The organism is Bacteroides sp. HPS0048 (assembly GCF_964240755.1).
In the GTDB taxonomy this organism is placed as follows: Bacteria; Bacteroidota; Bacteroidia; order Bacteroidales; family Bacteroidaceae; genus Bacteroides; species Bacteroides nordii.
On the sequence record NZ_CAXSVC010000003.1, the window covers coordinates 15044 to 38720 of the forward strand.

Below are 23677 nucleotides of genomic sequence, written 5' to 3' on the forward strand. Positions count from 1 at the left end.
TTTTTTATTATTTTGTAAAATAAAGCGGTGGTTGATAAAAATAATGTATCTTTGCAACGCCTAAAACAAAAAACTGTAAAAAGAATGAAACCAAGATTTTTTCATCGATACCTTTCCTCAAAGGTGTTGCCTATTTGGACTATTCTGTTGATTGATGTCTTTATTATTGTATCTTCGTGTATGTTGTCATATGCGCTCCGTTATGATTTTCGTAGTATTTTTTTAGACTCTTCTACTATTGATAAGACTATTCTCTGGACAGTAATTGTTAATCTGGTATTTTTCCGGGTATTTCGTACGTATTCCAATGTACTGCGTTTCTCTTCATTTGTTGATATTATGCGCATTTTCGTATCCCTCACCGTATCATATGGGACGTTGATGGTTACGAGTGTTCTTCTGGATACATATTTCAATGTAAAGATAGCTCCGGTAAGTGTGTTGTTTATGGCGTATGTCATAAATTTTGCTCTGATGGCTTGTTCGCGCATTGTGGTTAAAATGTTTTTTGAAATCATTAATTTTGACCGTAGCCAGACAGTTAATGTATTTATTTATGGTGCAAAAGAAGTAGGTGTAAATATAGCCAAGTCACTTCGTGTGAATTTACGTAATCATTATCGTTTGCGTGGTTTTATTGCCGACGAACCGGAATTGATTGATAAGATTATGATGGGAGTGAAGGTGTATCCCAATGATGATACGCTGATTGAGAGGTTGGAGGATCGCGATGTGAACACCATTATCATTTCTCCGGCTAAGATGGATCAGTTGAAGAAAACGGATATAGCAGATCGTTTGTTGGCTCATAATATAAAACTACTTACTGCACCTCCTTTGAGTGAGTGGGGTGGACAGCCTTTGAATCGTACTCAGTTGAAGGAAATCCAGATTGAAGACCTTTTGCAACGCGAACCGATTGAAGTGGATATTCATAAGATTGCTTCTCATCTTGAAGGAAAAAGGGTGATGATTACCGGTGCAGCCGGTTCTATCGGTAGTGAGATAATGCGTCAGGTAGCTTCTTTTAATCCTTATAAACTTATTCTGGTAGATCAGGCAGAGACACCATTGATGATATTCGTCTTGAATTGCAGGATCGATGGAGAGATATTGATGCTGAGACAATCGTAGCAGATATTTCTAATCCGACCCGTATTGAAGCTATTTTCCGTGAATATAAGCCTCAATATATATTCCATGCAGCTGCCTACAAACATGTGCCAATGATGGAGGATAATGTGTCCGAGTCTATTCAGGTAAACGTAGCAGGTACACGTATTTTAGCTGATTTTGCTGTAAAATACGGTGCAGAGAAGTTTGTGATGATCTCTACTGATAAGGCTGTAAATCCAACGAATGTGATGGGATGTTCCAAACGTATTTGTGAGATTTATGTGCAGTCTTTAGCTAAGAAATTACAGGAAAAAGGAGAGGGAACCGTACAATTTATCACTACTCGTTTTGGAAATGTATTAGGCTCTAATGGCTCTGTTATTCCTCGTTTTCGTGATCAGATTCAGCGCGGAGGTCCTGTAACTGTGACTCACCCTGAAATTATTCGTTATTTTATGACTATTCCTGAAGCTTGTAGATTGGTACTTGAAGCCGGAAGTATGGGAAATGGCGGGGAGATTTATATCTTCGACATGGGCAAACCGGTTAAGATTGTTGATTTGGCTAAGCGTATGATTAGTCTTTCGGGGCGTACAGATGTAAAAATAGAGTTTACCGGATTACGGCATGGAGAAAAGTTATATGAGGAACTTTTGAACGTGAAGGAGTTGACAAAACCTACCTATCACGATAAGATTATGATTGCTACCGTCCGCGAGTATGATTATGATGAAGTAAAAGAGCGTATCCAGAATTTAATTGAAATGAGTTATACGTACGATCAGATGAAGATTGTAGCAGCAATGAAGGATATTGTTCCCGAATTTGTAAGTAAGAACTCTTGTTTTGAAGCGTTGGATAAGAAGGATTAATAGAGATATAAAAGATAAAAAAATGGCTGCGATGTATTTCATAACGCAGCCATTTTTTTATCTTTTATTTGTTGGAGAAGTATTTCAGGAATTGAGTACGTTCCCACATATTGATGCCTTGCACATCTTTGGCATTCAATTTTCCTTTAAACTGTGCGATACCTTTAAACCCTTTCTGTTCCATCCATGTGGCCAGGAAACGAGTCATTTCTCCAATATACATGTTGGTATTTTGGTAGACCGTGCTACATACTTCTACAGCTGATGCTCCTGCCAGGATAGCCTTTACTACAGCTGCCGGTTTGTGTACCCCTCCGGATGCTGCGTAGTCAATCTTATCAACCATTGCAGAAGCAATTCCTATCCAACGAAGTGTTTTGGATAAGTCGGAAGCACTACTGAATACATTTCCGGAGATATGCTCCATTTTTTCAATATCAATATCCGGTTGGTAGAAACGGTTGAACAATACAACTGCTGCTGCACCGTTGGCATAAAGTTGATCAATGAGTGCGACAGGATTGGTCAGATTGTCGCCCAATTTCATGATAACAGGAATCTTAACGACTTTTTTAATATGACTCAGAATATCAATATGGCGTTGTTCAAACGAACCATATTTATATTGAATATCCGATTGCACAGCGAGGATATTGATTTCCAGTGCATCAGCACCGGCTTCTTCCATCTGCTTTGCAAAATCAATCCATTCAGTATCTGTATAACAGTTGATACTTGCGATGATTGGAATATCACATACTCTCTTACTTTCTTTGATCAGTTCCAGATATTCGGCCAGTTTATGTTCTCTGATATAATCAGCCAGATAATCATTACCTTCAGAATAAGTGGGGTCTTTAAGTTGATCAGCTTCAATGAGTATCTGCTCCTCAAAAAGTGATTTCAATACGATGGCTCCGGCTCCTGCTTCGGCCAACTTTTTGTTTTTCCCGGCACTATTGGTTAGTCCCGAACTGCTAATGATAATGGGATTCTTAAGTTGAAGCCCGGCAAAAGTAGTTTTTAAATCGGTCATAGTAGATAATTTTAAATGTTATAGTCTCTTTCTCCAAAAATCTTGCTTCCTATCCGTACAAGCGTACTTCCTTCGGAAATAGCCTGAGGATAATCATGTGACATACCCATAGATAGTTCACAAAAAGTGTCTGAATGAGAGAAATAAGTAGCTTTCAATTCTTTGAAAAGGCTATTTAAAGAACAGAATTCCCGGTCTATTTGTTCAACATCATCAGTGTTGCTGGCCATACCCATAAGTCCGCATATCTGTACGTTTTTCAGTTCTTTCCATGTTCCGGCAGACAACATCTCCCTGCATTCTTCAGCGCTGAAACCAAATTTTGTTTCCTCTTGTGCTATATGCAATTGCAACAGACACTTAATAGTACGCTCAACTTTGGCAGCTTGTTTATTTACTTCTACAAGTAGTTTGTATGAATCGATTCCATGAATCATGGCTACATAAGGAGCCATATATTTAATTTTGTTCGTTTGCAAGTGTCCGATGAAATGCCATTCAATATCCTTGGGCAAACTCTCGTGTTTGGCAGTCATCTCTTGCACCTTGCTTTCTCCGAAAATACGCTGTCCCGCATTATATGCTTCTTCTATCGCTTCATTGGGATGGAATTTCGAAACAGCAACCAGCCGGACCCTTGGAGGAAGTTCGGTCAGTACTTCTCTTAGATTCTCCGCAACACTCATATTGTTGATTTATAAATTATGTTTTTTGAATCATGATTTATGAAAAATTTCATTGTAAGTATCCTAATTAAATGATCGTATCATTGAAACACAGATTATCGTAAATTCACGCAAAGAATATCGTCTCTCAAATACGGCAAGCCTTCTAAATCTGCAAAAATCTACGATCATTTGTGTTTCAATAAAACGCTGTCATAGTATGAATTAAATTTGAAGTACTATTTATGAAATTCATAAATCATAATTCAACACTCAATTAAACTTCCGGTTTGTCATTAGGTCCTGCACTGTATGGATATACGTCCATAATGGCAGTCTCGGCTACAGAACCAATTTGGTAATCAGCCATTGTACCTTTCATTCCTTCATCCAGTTTTTTCACAGCATCACGCAAATCAGATGCCTGCACTAATACCTGTGTGGATGTTTTTTTCTCAGCACCACTTTTTTCGTCCAGAGTGACAAAGATGAGTTTGCATTTGAACCAGCGGTCTGCCGATTCCTCTTCACTGGGAAATAGTTCACTGTAATTGGCGCGTTTGATATCTGAAACGGTGAATTCTCCTGTGATGAATGGAGTCATCTCCTCAATAATGCGTGCTTCTGCTTCTGTAAAGCTGAGTGCATCTACCAAATAAGGTTCGGTTACTTTTTTGTTCATTCCGTTTTCCATTAGTTTTTCGTAACGGATTTTGCACTCAAACCAGGTATGCATTGCCATATTTTTCTTCTTTTTATTTAGTTAATATATTATTTTTCTGCCATTTATCTTTTCAATAGGGCTAAATGGTCTACAAAGATAATTCAAAAAACATCTTTCTGCATCTATAAACAAAAGAATTTATCATAAATGAAACAGGTTTTAGAGTCTTTTTTCAGAATGAACTTACCTACTCAATTACACATCTCACTGAATATCCGCAATAATCTGAGTAGGCTGCTCCTTTAATTTCATGCGTGTCATACCTCAGAAGAATACCGTTTTCTGCTACTGCTTTCTGGGTGGCTCCCATATTCCAATAAGCAGTATATTTTCCGGCAAATTGATAGATACTGGAATCGTTCTCTTTTACTTTAGTAAAGATGCCGGTGGCAATAGCATTGAATCCTGTTGCATTGGAAGGTACGGACTCGGATTTTTCCCATAAATCATTTCCTTTCAGAACAGCCCCGTCTCCTTCGATGTATGTTTTTAATAGCTGCCAGGCTTCATTATCGGCTATTTTCCATCCTTTTGGAGCTAACTTTCCGGTGATAACAGCTGCTTTATTATAGAAAATAAATGTGGATTCTTTGAAATATCCGGCAGAGCTTTTAGAATAATTGGAAGCTGTTTTTAAGGTAATTTTCTTTCCGTCATTGTATAATGTTGTCCGGAGATTTTTTCTGGTCCAATATTGAGTTCCGATTTTTACAATGGGATACGTGATTATTTCACTTCCTCTGACGTCGGACAATATCTTCTTTTTAAAAGATAGTAACACTGGATTGATGGGAGGTGCAAATGCAATTGATAAATCGGAAGTGATATAGAAGGAAGAGATTGGATTCTGGTTGCCGGGAGTGTAACTTAATGTGTTTGTATCACCTTGCCACATCACTTTACCACCATGTATTGCCTTATCATCACTGATTATCTGAAGTACGGTTCCTTCTGTCCAGTCACTTTTTCCATCTTTTACAGGATAGATAACAATCGCTTGTGCATGTATTTCGGAAGCAGATAAATATTCTTTGCAAACCTCTGCTACTATTTTTCCATCAAAGGTGATGTTGTATACAGAACTCTGTTCGAAATCAAAATCGCTAATTGAGATACATGTCTTTTCTACCTTTTCAACGGGAGTGATCTCACTTTTGTTTCCTTCTTTCCAGTCATTAATATCTGGTATTATTCCACTTATTCCTTGTTGCGGATTGTAGAGTATTGTGAGCTCACAGGAAGTACTGTTTCCTAACTCATAATTCTCAGTTAGCTGACATTCATAATGCTTAGAATCTACAGATAGCGTGAGTATCTCTGTTCCTGCTGCTATTGTTTGTGGAATTAGTATACTCCTTTTCCCAATTAGCGCCTCATTGTCGATTTCCCATTCGCCGTTTGGAAGAATATTCTGAATATTGCTGAGCAATGAAAATTCTTTTGTCTCTATGTTATATTTGGCCTGTGTGAAAACGTCGTTAATGCGAACTGAGGGGTTACTTTTTTTTAGTACATTTATATCATATCCTTCTGTTGGCTTGATTCTGACAGTCAGTTGGCATAGTTGATGTATATGAGGCAATTCTACATTTTTTTTACCCGAAGCGACATTGCTAACTTGTGCGGTCATAAAATCAGAATTGTTATAGCCAACAGTTGAACTCTGATCTGTACATACAGTTAGATCTATCGTATTTTCCCCTTCTGTAATGCCAGTTTCCTGATAGGGGTAATAACTAATGAAATTGCATTTTATCTTTTCTGCCGGATAATATATTTCTTTATCAGGAACAAATCCTGAGGTTGTACAATTGAAACGTTTGTTTGATACATAACGCTCTTTACTCAAAGTCGCAGGCGATACCAGGACATATATTCCAATAGCTTCATTACACTCTTTTTGGTAAATTTGAGTATGGAGTGTTTTTGCTGATATTTTTATAGGAACATCGCCGGGAGTAATAGAAGTATTTTCTTTTTCTTCTTCTCCGATGCTGTTGACACACGAACAGGCTATCAAAGCACTTAATGCAATGATGCCTGTACGAATTATTGTCTGGATATAGATATTCATATGTGTTACTCTTTTAGGCAACGTATGGAATAGGCACAGTAATCGGAGTTTTTGAGTCCACCAATTTCATTTTGCTTATAACTGAGAGAAGTGGTTATTTCATTTAGAGTTGATTGATTTTCTTGTAGAGTCCAATAGCCTACATACTTTCCAGAATAATTATAAGCACTTTCATTCTTTAAAGTATTTTTTGAATAAATGCCAACTGGTTTTCCGTTAAACCCGGTTTTATTATTGGCCTGAGATACGTCTTCAAATGTTGTCCATACAGCCGCTTTTAATACTGCTGTTTCATTTCTAATGTAGTTTTTCAGTTTCTCCCACTCTGTATTATTGGGTAGTTTCCATCCTTGAGGAGCCATTTTATCTGTAGTAATAGCTGTTTGGTTATAGAAATAGCTAGAATGTGATAGATAATATCCTGCTGTTATCTTTGTGAGATTTGTTGTATTATTGGTAATAGCAGTCGCATCATTATACTTAGTAGTCTTCAGATTCTCCTGCATCCAGTATTGGGTACCTATTTTTACAATTGGATAAATATTTGTTTCGGCACCTCTGATATCTGTTAACATGCTTTCTTTGGCTTGAATTAGTTGTACGTCTTCACTTTTTTCAAAGATTATGTTTCCATCTTTGTCTGCATAAATTTGTTCTATTGGAGCTTTGTCTCCGGTTATGTAGGTAAATGAATTATTGGTTTTGTCCCAGTTGATATTTCCTCCATGTATACTTTGAGTTTCACCCAGTATTTGCAGTACAGTTCCTTTGTTTGAATTGTTTGTAGGATATAAAACAATAGCTTGCGCATCGATATTATCGCCTAATAGGTATTCTTTACAAATCTCTCCGATCACAATATCCGAAGAAGTTATCAGGTTGTATATACCGGTTTTCTCAAAGTTTAAATCAGAGATAGTTATCGAGCTGTTATCTACTTTTTCTTCAAGGTCTGTACTGCTACTGCTTCCTGGCTTCCAATTGCTTATGGATGTCGTGATACCTCCTATTCCTACCCTTGAATCATATCTGAGTAAGAGTTCGCAGCCAGCTTCACTTTCTAAAATAAGATCCATTGGCATAGATGCACAATAAACTTTGTTGTTAACCCGCAATGTTAATTCGCAATCGGGCGTTATAGGTTGCGGTATTAAAATGACTTTTTTTCCGGTAAGTTGGTGACTTTCTTCGTCTATTTCCCATTTTCCGTTTGGGATAATGCTTTGTGGGGTATTGAATGCGCTGAATAATTCTGTATCCATGTTATATGTAGCTTTTGTATTCAGATTACTGATACTGATAGATGCATTCTGTTGTAGTTCATTGATATTTTCTTCTTCGTAAACTTGTAGAATGATATTTAACTGGCACAACTTGTGATTATATTGTAAGTTTACTGCCTTCAGGCTTGGGGAGATCCCGGTTGCTTTAGCTACCATAAAATCAGAATTACTATATTCTGTAGTTGAACTTTGATCGGGGCTGACATTGACGTTTATGTTACTACTTCCTTGTATGATTCCTTCCTCCTGATAAGGGTAATAACTGATGAAATCGCATTTGCCTTCTCCTTTAGGGTAGTATATTTCTTCTTCAGGAGTAAATACGTCTGATGAATATACAAGGCGCATATTATCTATATGTCTTGATCCGCTTAGATTTTCCGGTTGGGCTAATACGTAAAGTCCGATGGCATTGTCGTTGTCAAATTTGTTATCGGTGATACGTGTGTGAGTCTGGACTTGTAATATTCGTCCGGAAATTGTGATGGGTATATTGCCCGAAGCAGGTAGAGGAGGAGTAGGTTCTTCTAACGGTTGAATATTGTTAACGCAGGAAAAATAGAAAAGAGAGACTACTGCTAACAGACTATGTTTAGCAGTTCTTTTAAGAGTGTTTTTCATATTATTTTATTGTTTTGTTATCCGGTAAATGTAATACAATATATCTGATAAATGAATTTTTATTTAATTGATTTTCAATATATTTTGTAATGTGTTAATGTATAGTGATTTAAAGATAATAATATTTGTATTTGTTTTGTGATTTTATTGATTGTTTGATGCGGTACTGTAGTTGAAACGTAGATTATCGCAAATTCACGTAAAGAATATCATCTCTCAAGTACAACAGGCCTTCTTATTTGCGAAAATCTGCGATCATTTGTTATTAGATCGTTGAATACTGACTCTGAAACCGTTGATTTATAACGGTATGAACGATATCTAACTTTGTGCGAACGAAAACAAAATGGAAATCTGTTTTTTTGAATAAACCCGAAACATTTGAATTCTGACCTGTGTGAACGAGTTGATACATTTGCAATATCGATAAGAAGCATACTCTGTATCCTTTCTTATCTAACTTTATGTATAATTTTATATTTAATTATTATGCAAAGAAAAACAAGATGTCTTTTCGTAGTATTTCTTCTACTTACAAACCTTGTGGTGTATGCACAGAGTATTACGGTGACAGGAAAAGTGGTGGACAGTGACGGTTTGGAAGTCATTGGAGCAAATGTTACTTTAAAAGGAGCACCCGGAGTAGGGGCGATTACCGATCTGGATGGCCATTACAAATTAAAATCCGACAATCCTTCCAAAGATGTATTGGTATTTACTTTTATAGGAATGGATACTCAGGAAGTACCGGTGAAAGGAAGAAGTAAGATTGATGTAACTTTAAGAGCAAGCTCCGTAATGCTTGATGAAGTAGTTGCAATTGGTTATGGTGGAATGGCCCGTAAGGATATTACAGGATCTGTTGTTTCTGTGGATGCGGAAGCTCTTTCTAAAGTACCTGTATCGGACATCACCCAAGCTTTGGCAGGACGCGTCTCCGGAGTAATGGTAACACAGAATGAAGGTGAACCGGGAGCTTCTATTTCTATTCGTGTGCGTGGAGGAATTTCTATTACGCAAAGTAATGAACCACTGTATATTATTGATGGTTTTCCCAGTGAAGATGGTCTTTCGTCTATAGACCCTGCCGATGTTGAATCTATTAATATTCTGAAAGATGCTTCTTCAACAGCTGTTTATGGAGCACGTGGAGCCAATGGAGTGGTAGTGATTACTACCAAAACCGGCAGTAAGAATGATAATAAATTCTCTATTTCTTATGATACTTATGTTGGGTTCTCCAAACTGGCAAGTAAGTTGGATATGCTTTCAACAAAAGAGTATGTGTTTCTGGATTATGAAAGACGAAACTTCTCGGATGAAGATATAGATGCCGGTAATATTAATGGGTTTACCAATTTATATGGTGACTTTGCCGATATTGGAAAGAACTATGCGAATCGTAAAGGAGTAGATTGGCAGGAAGAGGTTTTCGGAGGAACAAAAGTTATGCAGAACCACCGTATAAGCATTGCCGGGGGAACAAAAGAATTACGATATAACATGTCATATGCCTATTTTGATGAAGAAGGGTTGATGAAGGCCAGTGGGAGTAGCAAGCATAACGCTAAACTGAAAGTTGATCATAAACCGAATGACCGGTTGACTGCTTCGGGATCAATCTCATTTGATCATACTACGGTACATGGAATGGGGACTTCCGGTGATAATTATGGCTTTAATAAGATGGGGTCTATTTTATCTTACCGTCCTACTGCCGGTATGTTGGGAGATGATCAACAGTTAATTGATAATGACGACCCATTGTATGACGATGATCAGAATGCAATGCAGAATCCTATTATATCAGCTCTCTCGGAACATAAGAAGAGAGAACAGAGAACTATACAGATTAATGGTAGTCTGAGCTATGAACTTTTGAAGGGACTGACTTTTAAAAATACTACGGGAGCCCGTTTCTCTACCCGTCGTACAGAAACATTTTACGGGGCACTTTCTGCTACTGCCAAACGTTCGAGCATTAATGGTACTTTGCAAAATAATGAACAAGGTAGTTTCTCAACTTCAAATACTTTGACGTATGCAGGAAAGATGAAAAAACACAGTTATGACGTGATGTTGGGACAGGAATATGTGGCACGTTGGAGTCGTTGGTTCAGTGCCAGTGCTTCTAACTTTCCGAATGATGATATCGGTTTGAATGATATGTCGTTGGGAGCTACTCCGGGAACTCCGAAATCATCTTATAATGATGATGACATTCTTTTGTCATTTTTCGGACGTGTGAACTATTCGTATGCAGACAAATATTTATTCTCTGCTTCTATGCGTGCTGACGGTTCTTCAAAGTTCGGTGCCAATAATAAATGGGGTTACTTTCCGGCTGTATCTGCTGCATGGCGTGTGGGTGAGGAAGCATTTGTCAAGAATCTGAATGTGTTTTCTGATTTGAAATTACGTATAGGATATGGTTTGGCTGGTAATAATAGAATTGGTAGCTATGCTTCGTTACCGATTATGGGTAGTAACAATAATTTTTATCCGAATGGAGAAGGAATAACCAATGGGTTTGCTTCTACGCAGATTCCCAATAAGGATCTGAAGTGGGAAGCTAACAAAACATTAAATATCGGTCTTGACTTCGGATTTTTTAATCAGCGTTTAACCATTTCTCCGGAATTTTATATAAACCGTAGTTCCAATCTGCTTTTAAATACAAAGATCCCCACCTCTTCGGGATTTAACACAATGCTTCAGAATATTGGCGAGACTGAAAATAAAGGTATTGATATCAGTATTACTTCTGTTAATATACAGACTAAGGATTTTCAATGGATTACTAATCTGAACTTATCGCATAACGTAAATAAGGTGATCGCCTTAAATGATCAGGATAGTTTTCTGGAAGAAGCTAAATTCGGGTGGAATCAGAATAACTATATCGTTGAGGTAGGAAAATCATTAGGGCGGATTTATGGTTGGAAAACAGTTGGATTATATCAGGTGGACGATTTCAATTATGATCCTGCAACAAAAAAATATACTTTGAAAGAGGGGATTCCTTATAATACGAATAATACTCCACAACCGGGGTACTGGAAGTTTGAGAACGTAGATGATGAAGGGGCAAGCAAAGGGGTTATTGATGATAATGACAGGACAGTCATTGGTGATGCCAATCCTATTTTGTATGGAGGTATGAATAATACGTTCAGTTATAAAGGTTTCGATTTGAGTATTTTCCTTAACTTCAGTTTGGGAGGAGATATTCTGAATGCAACGAAATTGGCTAATACTCTTTCCGGAAGAACAGGAAACACTACAGTACTTGATATTGCCAATTCATCGAACCGTTGGGTAACGATTGGAGAAGATGGTAAAAAGATTACTGATCCCGCTGCATTGTCACGCTTAAATTCAGGCAAGACAGTGGCTTGTTACAGTGATATGCAGGATGGTGACAAGTTTATGCACTCATGGGCAATTGAAGATGGCTCGTTTTTACGAATCAATAATATTTCACTGGGATATACATTTCCGGCAAGTATGTTGAAGAAAACGAAGGTTATCAAGAAATTACGTTTATATCTGACGGCTAATAATATCCATACCTTTACTAAATACAGCGGATTTGACCCGGAGGTTTCAACAATGGGCAATGGAATTACACGTGGAGTAGACTGGGGAGGATATCCGAGAAGCCGTTCTTTTGTTTGTGGTGGAAGCATTACTTTTTAATAACTGATAATGATGAAAAATAACATGAAAAAATATATAGCAATCTTCTGTCTGATGTCCGGACTGACATCTTGTACTGATCTTTTGATGGAAACTCCTGAATCCTATTATGATTCAACCAATTATTTCGTTTCAGTTCCTAATGCAAATATGGCCGTTGCTGCTGTGTACAACACTTTAGGAGGTATGGGGCATTACGGGCAAGCAGAAATGGCCATACCTACCTCTGATGATATGTATTATGTATCAGGTACTAATACGGATAATTTGCGTCGTGATATATCACATTATATGGTTTCAACAAATAATCAGTGGATAGAATCTACATGGAATGCAAAATATCAGGGACTCGACAGAGCGAATTTTGCATTGGATGGAATTCGCTCTATGAAAGAATATGCTACAGGTAATGAAACATTGAAAAAGTATGAAGGTGAACTTTGTTTCCTCCGTGCTTTTATAGCTTTGCAGTTGGTAAGAAACTGGGGAGATGTTCCGTATAAAACAACTTATACTGCTTCAGTTAGTGATGCTTATTCTCCTCGTGTAGACCGTGAATTAATCTATGATCAGATTATGTCGGATCTGGAAATAGCCAGAACTCAACTTCCATGGGCTGATGCAAATACAAGTCCGGAACGGGCAACTCAGGGGGCTGCCAGAGCTTTAACTATGAGAGCGTTATTGCAAAGAGCCGGATATAGCCTGAAAGCAGATGCTAAGCTCTCACGTCCGTCTGAAGCTAAAAGAAAAGAGTATTTCAATGCAATCCTGACAGAATGGGAGGCTTTCAAAAAGAGTGGTTTCCATAATTTCTATTCCGGAGGATATGAACAAGCCTGGAAAAACTACTGTCAGAATGTAGATGAACCGGTAGAGACGCTTTGGGAAATAGCATTCTATACTCCTGACGGAAAAGCTCCCGGTGCAGGTATGTGGGGTACTTACATTGGTCCGTCAACAGATCAGGCCAGTATTTACGGACGTGCTAATTCCTTTTTTGTAGTCCTTCCTACCTGGGCTTCCTTCTATGACGAGAATGATATTCGTCTGGATGTAAATATATGTCAATATAAAATTGATAATAAGAGTCAGAAAGTATATAATATTAAGCCTTACGATCCGAAGAAACCAGCTACAAGTCCGGATACCCCTTCCAATAAATTCTATTATCCGGGCAAGTGGAGAAGAGAATGGATTGGGGTAGGTATGTCTAAAGATCCTAATAATACGGATGTAGATTATGCGGTTTTGCGTTATCCGGATGTAGTATTAATGGTAGCTGAAGCTATGAATGAATTGGATAGGACAGATGAGGCTGTTGAACTGTTAAATATGGTTAGAAAGCGTGCCGGTATAACGGAACTGAAAAAAGATTTCTCTAATTATGCTATGATTTATAAAGCACCGAAAGTGATTGATCTTGACTTCATTGATGATTCTACTCCTGCGGGCAAGTTCAGAACTGCCTTGTATTGGGAAAGAGGTTTTGAACTGTGTTATGAAGGTACTCGCAAATATGACCTGATTCGCTGGGGTATTTTGAAAGAATCATTGGAGAACATGTATGCGTATATGAAGTCGACCGAAAAATTTCCTGATGGTGATCCGAAGAAATATAAATATGCATTGAATGCTTTTCCGGCAGGTAAAGGAGATCGGTTTGTAACAGGTAAGCATGAGCTATTCCCGATACCATTGATGGAAATACAACGGAATAAGGCATTGGGCTCATTGAATAATCCGGGTTATTAAAGTTTGTTTTTGGGATAAATTGGATTTGGTTTTACCACCGGTATCGCAGGATTTGCAGAGATATTACATTGTCTATTGAATGTATAAAGCTGTATGAACTGTGCAACCGGTGGTGAATAATTAGTAAATTAAAAGATGAAAATAAAAAATTGGGTTTTGATTGTTTGTCTCTTATGCTTCATTACAGAGGTGATGAAAGCACAGGTCTATTCTTTTGAGAATAAAAAAGTGCCGAAAGAATGGAGTATCGATGGTGGAAAACTTGAAGTATCCCGGTTAAAGTATAAAGAAGGCAAACAATCACTTAAAGTAGTATGGGATAAAAATGCCATTGTGCGTTTTACAGGAAAGGAGTCTCTGGATGCTGCAAGCCGATCGGTTAATGGTGGGATTACAGCATGGATATATAATAAGGTACCGGTCACAGAATATATGTATTTCTCGTTTGCTGATGAATCCGGAGCAGAGGTGTGTCGGTTACCTTTTAGAATGGATTTTAAAGGATGGCGTTGTGTGTGGGCTAAGTTCAGAGAAGATATGCTGATGAAGCCGGGAACTATAATTACCTCCTGTGCTATGATAATGCCTGAAAACGTAGAAACCGGGACTATATATCTGGACTATGTAGAGTTTACTCCTACAGTTTCGTGGCAGAAGATGTCAGACGCACAATATAAGGTGAATCAAAAGGATTATAGTTTGATTCACGATTTTATAGGATATCGGAATACATTTCCCGATCTTTCGGACGTGATTGTCAGAGATGAGAATAGAAAGGGAGTTGAGACAATTAAAAACAGATTGATGAAGTGGTATTTAGGAGATCAGTCTGCTGATAATCATCCGATGGTAGAAATCAGAAAAAGAGGTGAGAGGGATTTTATAAAGAAGGGTTTGAAAGCTGCGGAAAAAGTTCAGATCAGATATGATGCTGATGGAGTGGCGATGGGAGAAGGATTATTCCCATTATACTTTTCTAAAGCAGGTGTAACAAATGTAGCTACCTTCCCGGATATCAATAAGTATATTCTATTACCTCTGGCATTAGACTATCGGAAAAACAAATCAGAAAATAGCCTGAAGAAAGCACTCTATATTTATGATTGGTTTCATGACCAGGGATGGGCTGATGGTAGCGGAATGGGAACATTATGTTTTGAGAAATTACGCAGTGCAGGATATTTTCATTCGTTGTTTCTGCTAAAAGACAATTTATCTGAAGCTCAGTTGAACCGGGAATTGAAAGCTTTGAAATGGTTCACTATGTTCGGAGCATGCTACCAGAAACCTGAACATGCGGGAGAAGTAGCAGATAATCTTCGTGCATTGGCTTTACCTAAATTGATATATGCACTTTCGTTGACTGATTTGGCAGAACAGCAAGCAGCTATGACAGCTTTTTCTTCTTATATGAATAATGCACTTGATTTTGGTCCGGGATTCTTTGGAACTATCAAGGCAGATTATTCCGGTTATCACCATCGGGGACCTTATAACAGTGCATATTACCCTCATGCACTTTATGCTGCATCTTTAGTGGCTTATCTTTTGCATGATACACCCTATGCTCTTTCAGAGTCTTCATTGACACACCTAAAACAAGCATTGCTTACTTTCAGATTTTTTTCGGCTAATCTGAGTATACCGGCAGGTACAGTAGGGCGTTTTCCTCGTGGCCAACAAGTGTTACAGGAGTTGTTACCGGCTTTTGCTTATGTTGCCCAATCATTTCCGGAAACAGATATTGAACTGACTGCTGCTTTTAGACGATTGGTTCGCAAAAATCCGGATGTAGTAAAATTGTTTATGACAGAGGTGAATTCTGACCTTACTTATACTAACAGTGTGGGCGAAGCGGAAGCTATGGCTAAGCTGTTGCAAATGGATATAGAAGAGGAACCAGCGCCGGAAGGTTCTCTGTTTATGCCTTATTCTGGTTTGCTGGTAGTCAAAAATAAAGATTATCATATTAATGTAAAAGGATTTAGCAAATATATATGGGATTATGAATCATCTGCATCCGAGAATTTGTATGGACGCTATTTGTCTTACGGGCAGATTGAGTATTTCCATTTTGGAAAACACACCCGTAGTTTCTATCCGGGTAATCCGGCTTTCGATTGGAATTATTTGTCGGGAACTACTTCTATTGTGTTACCAGTTACAGAGTTGGGGGCGAAGAAGAACAAACATCGTAACTTCTCGGATGAAATCTTTTTGTGTGGTGTCAGTGCTACTGGACAACGATCCATGTTTTCGATGAGGCTACATGATTTGAAGTATGATGATAGTTTCCATGCTAACAAATCGGTTTTTGTAATAGATGATATTATTCTATGTCTTGGAACCGATATCCGAAGCAGCGATAAGCAACATAAAACTGTAACAACTTTGTTTCAGTCTCCTGTGAAACAAAAGGTAAAGATGGAGAAACGGAAAACAGGGGTATTACTCAATGATCATTCAGGTCTGTTGTATGTTGTGAAAGATTGTGATCCGGTAGTTCAAAAGAATGATTCGTTTACCATTGCATACATTGATCATGGCGTAGCTCCCGATTGGGCAGGGTATCAATATTATGTAGTTACTAACGGAGATGAACAATTGGCTGGACACCTGCTGTCAGAAAATACGTCCATACAGATTTTACGTAAGGATGATGAAGCCCATATCGTGAAAGTAAAAGATAAGAATATTACCTATGGAGCAATTTTTAGTAAGGATCAGCCGTTTGATTCATTGTTAGTGAAGAGTGTGAATATTCCTCTTTCCTATATAGTAGAAGGCGAGGAAGAGGATACAACGAAAGTTTTCTTTTCAGAACCGGATATGCGGAGAGTTTCGAGAACCAGCATGGACGGCTTATCAGAAGAAGAAGTGATAGAGGAAGAAAAGGCTTTTGAAACAGAATTGGTCCTTAACGGTATGTATGATGTTTATAGTCCTGTTACTCCGTTGAAAGTACAATATAAAGATGGAAATACATTAGTACGTGTTTTGACGATACGTGGCAATAACTATATGTTTAATCTCCGAAAGAAAGACTTATGAAAAAGATTTGGTTAGCAGTGATCTGTTGTTTTCCGTTTTTTTGTGTAAATGCACAGAATGATCTGACGTTATGGTATACGACTCCTGCCCGTGTATGGGAAGAGGCTTTACCTCTTGGAAACGGGCGGTTAGGGGCTATGGTGTTTGGAGATACCCAAAAAGAGCGGATACAATTTAACGAAAACACATTGTATAGTGGTGAACCTGCTGCATTAAACCGCTCTACTTGTATCCTGCCTCAATATGAAAAGGTACGGGATTTACTGAAGCAGGGTAAGAATGCTGAGGCCGAAAAGATCATGCAATATGAATGGATAGGCAGGCTTAATGAAGTTTATCAGCCTTTTGGAGATGTCTGTTTTGATTTCAAAATGAAAGGCGAGGTGACGGAGTATGTTCATTCGCTGGATATGGAACAGGCAGTGGTTACTACCCGGTATAAACAGGGAGGAACAGAGATTTTACGAGAGGTCTTTGCTTCATTTCCGGGACAGGCTATCGTAATACATTTAAAAGCTGAAAAGCCGGTATTACACTTTGAAATGCAACTTGCATCATTGCATCCGGTTCATCTGTCCTGTGAAGGAGAAAGATTACAGATGGAAGGCCGGGCTCCTGCGCATGTACAACGAAGAACAATTGAGGGGATGAGGAAATATAATACGGAACGTTTGCATCCTGAATATTTTGATGAAAAGGGAAAAGTGATCCGTACGGAACAAGTGATTTATGCAGAAGATGCAGGAATGGCATTTGAAGCTTACGTTGTACCGCTGAAGAAGGATGGAGTAATCACCTTCAAAGATAATAGACTTGTCGTGAAAGATGCATCGGAAATAACATTTTTGCTTTATGCAGCAACTTCTTACAATGGTTTTGATAAGAGTCCGTCAAAGGCAGGGAAGAATATAGCAAAAGAACTGCAAGCACAACGGAAAAAGCTTGCCGGCAAAGAATATCAGCAAATCAGAAATGAGCACGTTGCTGATTATCAGTCTCTTTTCAAACGGGTAGACTTGGCATTACCATCTTCTCCGAATCAAAAAGATAAACCGACAGATATCCGGTTGAAAGAGTTTCAAACTAAGACAGATCTGTCCTTAATAGCACAATTGTTTCAATATGGCAGATATCTGATGATTTCAGGTTCCCGTCCCGGAGGGCAGCCATTGAATTTACAGGGGTTGTGGAATGATAAAATAATTCCACCCTGGAATTCGGGCTATACAACAAATATTAACTTGCAGATGAATTACTGGCAGGCTGAAGTAACTAATCTGTCCGAGTGTCATCAGCCGCTTTTTACATTTATCGAAGAAATAGCACAGTCGGGTAAGGAGGCTGCCCATAACATGTATGGGCGAAATGGCTGGATTGCCCATCATAATATGTCTATTTGGCGGGAAGCCTATCCGGCAGATGGATTTGTGCATTGGTTTTTCTGGAATATGTCTGGTCCCTGGTTGTGTAGTCACATTTGGGAGCATTATCTTTATACGAAAGATGTTGCTTTTTTAAGGGAGTATTATTCGATATTAAAGGAGTCTGCACGTTTTTGTTCCGAATGGCTGGTGCAGAATACAAAAGGAGAATGGGTGACTCCGGTCAGTACTTCTCCGGAAAATGCATTCCGTATGCCGGATGGGAGAGAAGCTGCTGTATGTGAAGGATCGACTATGGATATGGCTATTATCAGAAATCTGTTTGGAAATACGATTCATGCTGCTGAGTTACTGGGTGTTGATGTAGAGTTTCGTAAAATGCTTGAACAGAAATCAAAATATTTAGCCGGATATCGAATCGGTTCACACGGACAATTGTTGGAGTGGGATAAAGAATATAAAGAGACAGAACCTCAACATCGTCATTTGTCACACTTGTTCGGTTTATATCCGGGCTGTGATATTATTCCTGATACACCGGAGGTCTTCAAAGCTGCCCGGCAAACATTGATTGATCGGGGGAATAAAACCACAGGTTGGAGTATGGCATGGAAAACAGCTTTATGGGCACGCCAATATGAAGGTGAGCAGTCATATGCTGCATTAAAAAATCTGATGAGTTTTATTGATCCGCTTGTGGAAAGTAAAAAGGGAGGCGGACTGTATCGGAATATGCTTAATGCACTTCCATTTCAGATTGACGGAAACTTCGGGATCACTGCTGGTATTGCAGAGATGTTGCTGCAAAGCCATCTCGAAAACATTCATTTGCTTCCTGCCTTACCGATAGAGTGGAAGAAGGGAAAAGTTACCGGATTAAAAACAAGAGGTAATTTCACGGTAAATATGGAATGGGAAGATGGAAAATTACAGACTGCAACGATTCAGAGTGAATATCCGGCAGAAGCAATAGTAGTTTATAAAGATAAGAAGCAAGCATTGAGATGGGAAGCTGGCGAAAGTAAACAACTGACTTTCGATTAAGTAAATGATCGTAGATAGTAGAATTCATCTTTAAATATGGCTTGTGAATATCTTATTTCAGAGAGGTTAACTTCTTAATTATCGATACCGTAATCTTTTGTTCCGAAAAGGTTGCGGTATTTTTGGGGAATTTGATGTTTTCTTACGTTTTCTACGCTCTCTTTTTCATAAAAGAATTCCAAATCGATATATTTGCGTCACACTATTTACAGACAATAATACTATGATGAGAAAAATCAGCCTGCTATTCACTTTTTTTCTTTTTTTTTCTGCTTCTCTCTATCCGGTGGTAGATACGAATGAGGTCGTATTTATACATATCGGGACTGAAAAGGGCTTGTCGCAAAACACTATTTTTGATATAACTCAGGATGCAAAAGGGAATATGTGGTTTGCTACTTATGATGGAGTTAATAGATATAATGGATATACTTGTACCGTTTTTCAGCATGACGCAGTAGATAGTACTTCTATTGCGAATAACATAGCTCACTCTATTATGGCTGACGGTAAGGGAAGAATCTGGATCGGTACGAGAAGTGGTTTATCATATTACAATGAAGAGAAAGACCGTTTTATAAATTTCGAATATTTAAAAGACGGGCAGAGGCAGGAGTTTCTGAGAATTGTGGAAGCAGATCCGGATCATTTGCTTTTGATAACGAAAAGAGCCTTGATTTTGTTTGATATACAAGAAAACTCTTTTAAAGAGATATCACTGCCCCATATTGAGGGTTCCATGTTATTTTCGATGTTGATGAAACAAGATGGGATTATTTATGTGGGTGCCCGGGAAGGTTTGTTTACGTATTCTCTGACAGAATCTAAATTAAGTTTAATATGTGGTCCATTTAATAAAAGACTGGTTAATACTGTTTGGAAAAGTGCAGACGATTGTTTGTGGGTAGGTACTGAAGGAGAAGGATTGTATAAGATAAATCCTTTGACAGGAGAGATGAAAAATTACCGGCATATCCCCTATAATGAACGGAGTTTAGCATCGAACTATGTTCGTGCGTTGAGGCTCGACGAGCAGAATCGTTTGTGGGTAGGAACGTTTGAAGCGTTATCTATCTATGATGAAGAGAATGACTCGTTTACTTCTTATAAAAATAATCCTGTACAACCCGAAAGTATTTCTCAAAGTTCAGTTCGTTGTATTTTTAGGGATATGCAAGGAGGGATGTGGCTGGGGACTTTTTGGGGAGGGGTGAACTATTATCATCCTTTGAAAAACCGTTTTCGTAATATGAAGCATGTTCCGTTTCAGAATTCATTGAGTAGTGATGTTGTCAATTGTATCGTGGAAGATGCTGAATCGAATTTATGGATTGGTACCGACGGTGGCGGATTGAATTTTTATAATACGACAACCAAAAAGTTCACTTCTTATTCCCTGAAAGTAGAAAAAAACAATCAGAAGGTCAGTGCTAATAATATTAAGGCAATTTATATTGATGAAAAGAATGATTTGGTCTTTATTGGAACACATGCAGGCGGATTGGCGATTCTTCATCGGAGATCGGGTGAGATGGAATATCACAACAGTGGACTTTCAGACGAGAATGTGTATGCTATTATTCCTGATGGAGAAGATGCTTTATGGATCGGAACACTAAATACTTTGGCCAGATTTCGGATTAAAGAGAGAAAGTCTGTAGCTGTTTCAAGGCAGAAAGATGGTAGTCCTTTCCAGGGGAGACGGATCAGGGTTTTGTTCAGAGATTCGAAACAAAGAATATGGATGGGAGGGGAAAATGGATTGCAGGTCTATCGTCAAATAGGAGAAGAGTTGCAGTTGCAATACGTTATACCCAAAGATTCACCATTAAATGACGGTTATGTTAGTTGTGTATATGAAGCACATGATGGAATGTTCTGGATTGGAAGCAGGGAAGGGTTATATAAATATAATGATAATACTGGCCAGGTGAATTGTTATACGAAACGAAACGGACTGTTTAATGATGTGATATGTGGAATTATGGAAGATACTTTCGGTCGGTTATGGATAAGCTCTAACAGAGGATTAAGCTGTTTGGATACTGAAACTGAAATATTTAGGAACTATACGGGAGTAGACGGCCTGCAGAATAATCAATTCAATATGCTGTCTTGTTGTTATGCGTCAGACGGACAAATGTATTTTGGAGGTATTAAAGGAATAACGACATTTATTCCGGAAAAACTGATGGATAATCCTTATACACCATCGGTGATGATTACGGATTTTCAGTTATTTGGAAGTTCCATTCGTCCGGATGATGAGACGGGTATTTTACAGAAAAATATAAGTGAGACGGACAAGATAACACTTACATCCTCACAGTCTTCATTCTCTATAAATTTTGTAGTCTCCAACTATATTTCTGGAGAGCATAATACGTTTGCCTATCAGTTGAAAGGGTATGATAAGCAGTGGTACATATCTTCAGACAGAAGAACGGTGTCTTATACAAACCTTCCCGACGGGACTTATCATTTTCTTGTAAAAGCGGCCAATAATGATGGGAGATGGAATGAGCAACCCACCAGGTTGGAGATTGTAGTGCTGCCTGTGTGGTATAAAACCTGGTGGGCCATTCTGCTGTTTATTATTCTTGCTTTGGCAGTAGCAGCTTTTGTCTTTCGTTACTTTTGGCAACGTAAAATAATGCAGGCACAGATAGAACAGGAAAGAAAAGATAAGGAAAGACAAGAAGAGTTGAATCAGATGAAGATACACTTTTTTATTAATATGTCTCATGAACTACGTACGCCGCTGACTCTTATTCTTGCACCTTTGCATGAGGTGCTTGCCCGAATTGATGATCAGTGGACTCGTACACAATTGAAATATGCCCAGAAAAGTGGAAAAAAAATGTTGCGTCTGGTGAATCAGCTAATGAATTATCGTCAGGCTGAATTGGGAGTTTTCCACCTTAAAGTACAAAAAGGGAATGTCTGTCGGCTGATAAGTGATACGTTTATGTCTTTTGAACGATTGGCACGTAGTCGGAAAATAGATTATAATCTATATATTGAGATAAATGATGATGAGCGTATCTTTGATGCCAGATATCTGGAGCTGATAACAAACAACTTGCTTTCTAATGCTTTTAAATATACAGGTGATGGTGGAAGTATTACGATAAAGGTACGTGAACAGAATGATTGTTTGCTATTGCAGGTTGTTGATACTGGGATAGGGATTACTCAGGAGAATCAGAAGAAGATTTTTGAACGTTTTTATCAAGTTCACGAAGGTGGAAACGGAAGTGGAATCGGATTATCCCTGGTTAAAAAACTGATAGAACTTCATCATGGAACAATCACTTTGGAGAGTGAGGTGGGAAAAGGTTCTGAGTTCTCGGTATATATTCCGCAAAATATAGTTGTATACAGAGAAGACGAGTGGATGCAGGACGAAGCAGAACAAACAATGGCAGAAAGAGTGGATGTATTGATGGATGGGGTGCAGTATGAAGCGAAAGAGATAAATGAGAAAGAAACAGATACTGATACGGTGAATACCATTAAGCAGAAAGAGAGAATACTTATTGTTGAAGATAATGAAGATATCAGACAATATTTGACAGAAGAACTAAGAGGTTTATTTGAGGTTTGTGAAGCTGCTAACGGAGAGGAAGCATGGAAGCTCCTGAATGAACAAGAGGTAGATGTAGTCATTACAGATGTAATGATGCCTGTAATGGACGGGGTGAAGTTAACAAAACTGATAAAAAGGAATATTCGTACATGTCATATTTTTGTGTTGATGTTAACTGCAAAAACAGAAATCGAACATCAATTAGAAGGTTTACAGATAGGAGCAGACGATTATATCCCCAAACCCTTTGTAATGGGTATACTTATATTGAAAATGCAGAACTTTATACGTGCCCGTTATCGTATTCTTGATCATTATGCAAAGTCATTGGAAGTAGATCCGCATAAAATGACATTTAATGCATTGGATGAGGCTTTCCTGAAGAAGGCAGTGAATATTGTTGAAGCCAATATGAGTAATCCGGAATTCTTAACAGAAGATTTTACTTCTGAGATGGGAATGGGGCGTACTGCATTGCACTTGAAAATGAAGGCTATCACAGGAGAGTCTACCACTGATTTTGTACGCAAAATACGTTTTAACCGGGCATGTACTTTGTTGAAAGAAGGGCGTTATACTGTTGCAGAAATTAGTGTAATGGTGGGGTTCAGTAGTCCTTCTTATTTCACAACCAGTTTTAAGAAATATGTAGGTTGTTCGCCGGGAGAATATAGTAAAGGAAAGTGGTGAAAGTTAATTTTCTACATATTAATTCCCTGCCAACCAAAAAAACTTATTAACTTTGCGAATCTTTTTGGAAACAATA

General features: G+C 38.2%; 10 protein-coding genes and 1 pseudogene. 6 read left to right on the forward strand and 5 right to left on the reverse strand.

All coding sequences use genetic code 11. The features are described 5' to 3' along the window. Positions 1–84 precede the first annotated feature (84 nt). Positions 85–1988: pseudogene (locus tag ACESQI_RS02940) on the forward strand (polysaccharide biosynthesis protein). A gap of 64 nt (positions 1989–2052) precedes the next feature. Here ACESQI_RS02940 and ACESQI_RS02945 read toward each other — a convergent pair. The 5 genes from ACESQI_RS02945 to ACESQI_RS02965 all read right to left on the reverse strand — a co-directional run bounded on the left by ACESQI_RS02945 (position 2053) and on the right by ACESQI_RS02965 (position 8391). Further along, entirely contained in the window at positions 2053–3024 is a 972-nt protein-coding gene (locus ACESQI_RS02945) for a dihydroorotate dehydrogenase-like protein (protein WP_002559824.1), read from the reverse strand. An 11-nt stretch (positions 3025–3035) separates the two neighbouring features. Continuing rightward, positions 3036–3710: a YggS family pyridoxal phosphate-dependent enzyme gene (locus ACESQI_RS02950; protein WP_320934846.1), complete on the reverse strand. Its 675-nt coding sequence runs from the start codon at positions 3708–3710 to the stop codon at positions 3036–3038. A gap of 256 nt (positions 3711–3966) precedes the next feature. Next, positions 3967–4431, reverse strand: a complete 465-nt coding sequence (locus ACESQI_RS02955) for a DUF4494 domain-containing protein (protein WP_002559826.1) — start codon at positions 4429–4431, stop codon at positions 3967–3969. A 169-nt stretch (positions 4432–4600) separates the two neighbouring features. After that, positions 4601–6487 (reverse strand): fimbrillin family protein, encoded by a 1887-nt coding sequence (locus tag ACESQI_RS02960; protein ID WP_373125412.1) that lies wholly within the window; start codon positions 6485–6487, stop codon positions 4601–4603. 5 nt (positions 6488–6492) lie between these two features. Continuing rightward, on the reverse strand, positions 6493–8391 hold the full coding sequence (locus ACESQI_RS02965; protein WP_373125413.1) for a fimbrillin family protein: 1899 nt from the start codon (positions 8389–8391) through the stop codon (positions 6493–6495). 489 nt (positions 8392–8880) lie between these two features. On the opposite strand from ACESQI_RS02965, the gene ACESQI_RS02970 reads away from it, so the two are divergent. The 5 genes from ACESQI_RS02970 to ACESQI_RS02990 all read left to right on the forward strand — a co-directional run bounded on the left by ACESQI_RS02970 (position 8881) and on the right by ACESQI_RS02990 (position 23601). Then, the gene (locus tag ACESQI_RS02970) at positions 8881–12090 is read left to right on the forward strand and encodes a TonB-dependent receptor (RefSeq protein WP_007485903.1); all 3210 of its coding nucleotides are present in this window, start codon (positions 8881–8883) and stop codon (positions 12088–12090) included. Positions 12091–12114: 24 nt separating this feature from the next. Next, positions 12115–13845, forward strand: coding sequence for a RagB/SusD family nutrient uptake outer membrane protein (locus ACESQI_RS02975; RefSeq protein ID WP_373125414.1), 1731 nt, complete (start codon positions 12115–12117; stop codon positions 13843–13845). Positions 13846–13980: 135 nt separating this feature from the next. Continuing rightward, on the forward strand, positions 13981–16896 hold the full coding sequence (locus tag ACESQI_RS02980; RefSeq protein ID WP_373125415.1) for a chondroitinase family polysaccharide lyase: 2916 nt from the start codon (positions 13981–13983) through the stop codon (positions 16894–16896). Then, on the forward strand, positions 16893–19322 hold the full coding sequence (locus ACESQI_RS02985; protein ID WP_373125416.1) for a glycoside hydrolase N-terminal domain-containing protein: 2430 nt from the start codon (positions 16893–16895) through the stop codon (positions 19320–19322). Before ACESQI_RS02980 ends, ACESQI_RS02985 begins: the two co-directional genes overlap by 4 nt. Positions 19323–19548: 226 nt before the next feature. Then, complete coding sequence (locus ACESQI_RS02990; RefSeq protein WP_373125483.1) at positions 19549–23601, forward strand: two-component regulator propeller domain-containing protein; 4053 nt, start codon at positions 19549–19551, stop codon at positions 23599–23601. The last annotated feature ends 76 nt before the right edge of the window (positions 23602–23677 follow it).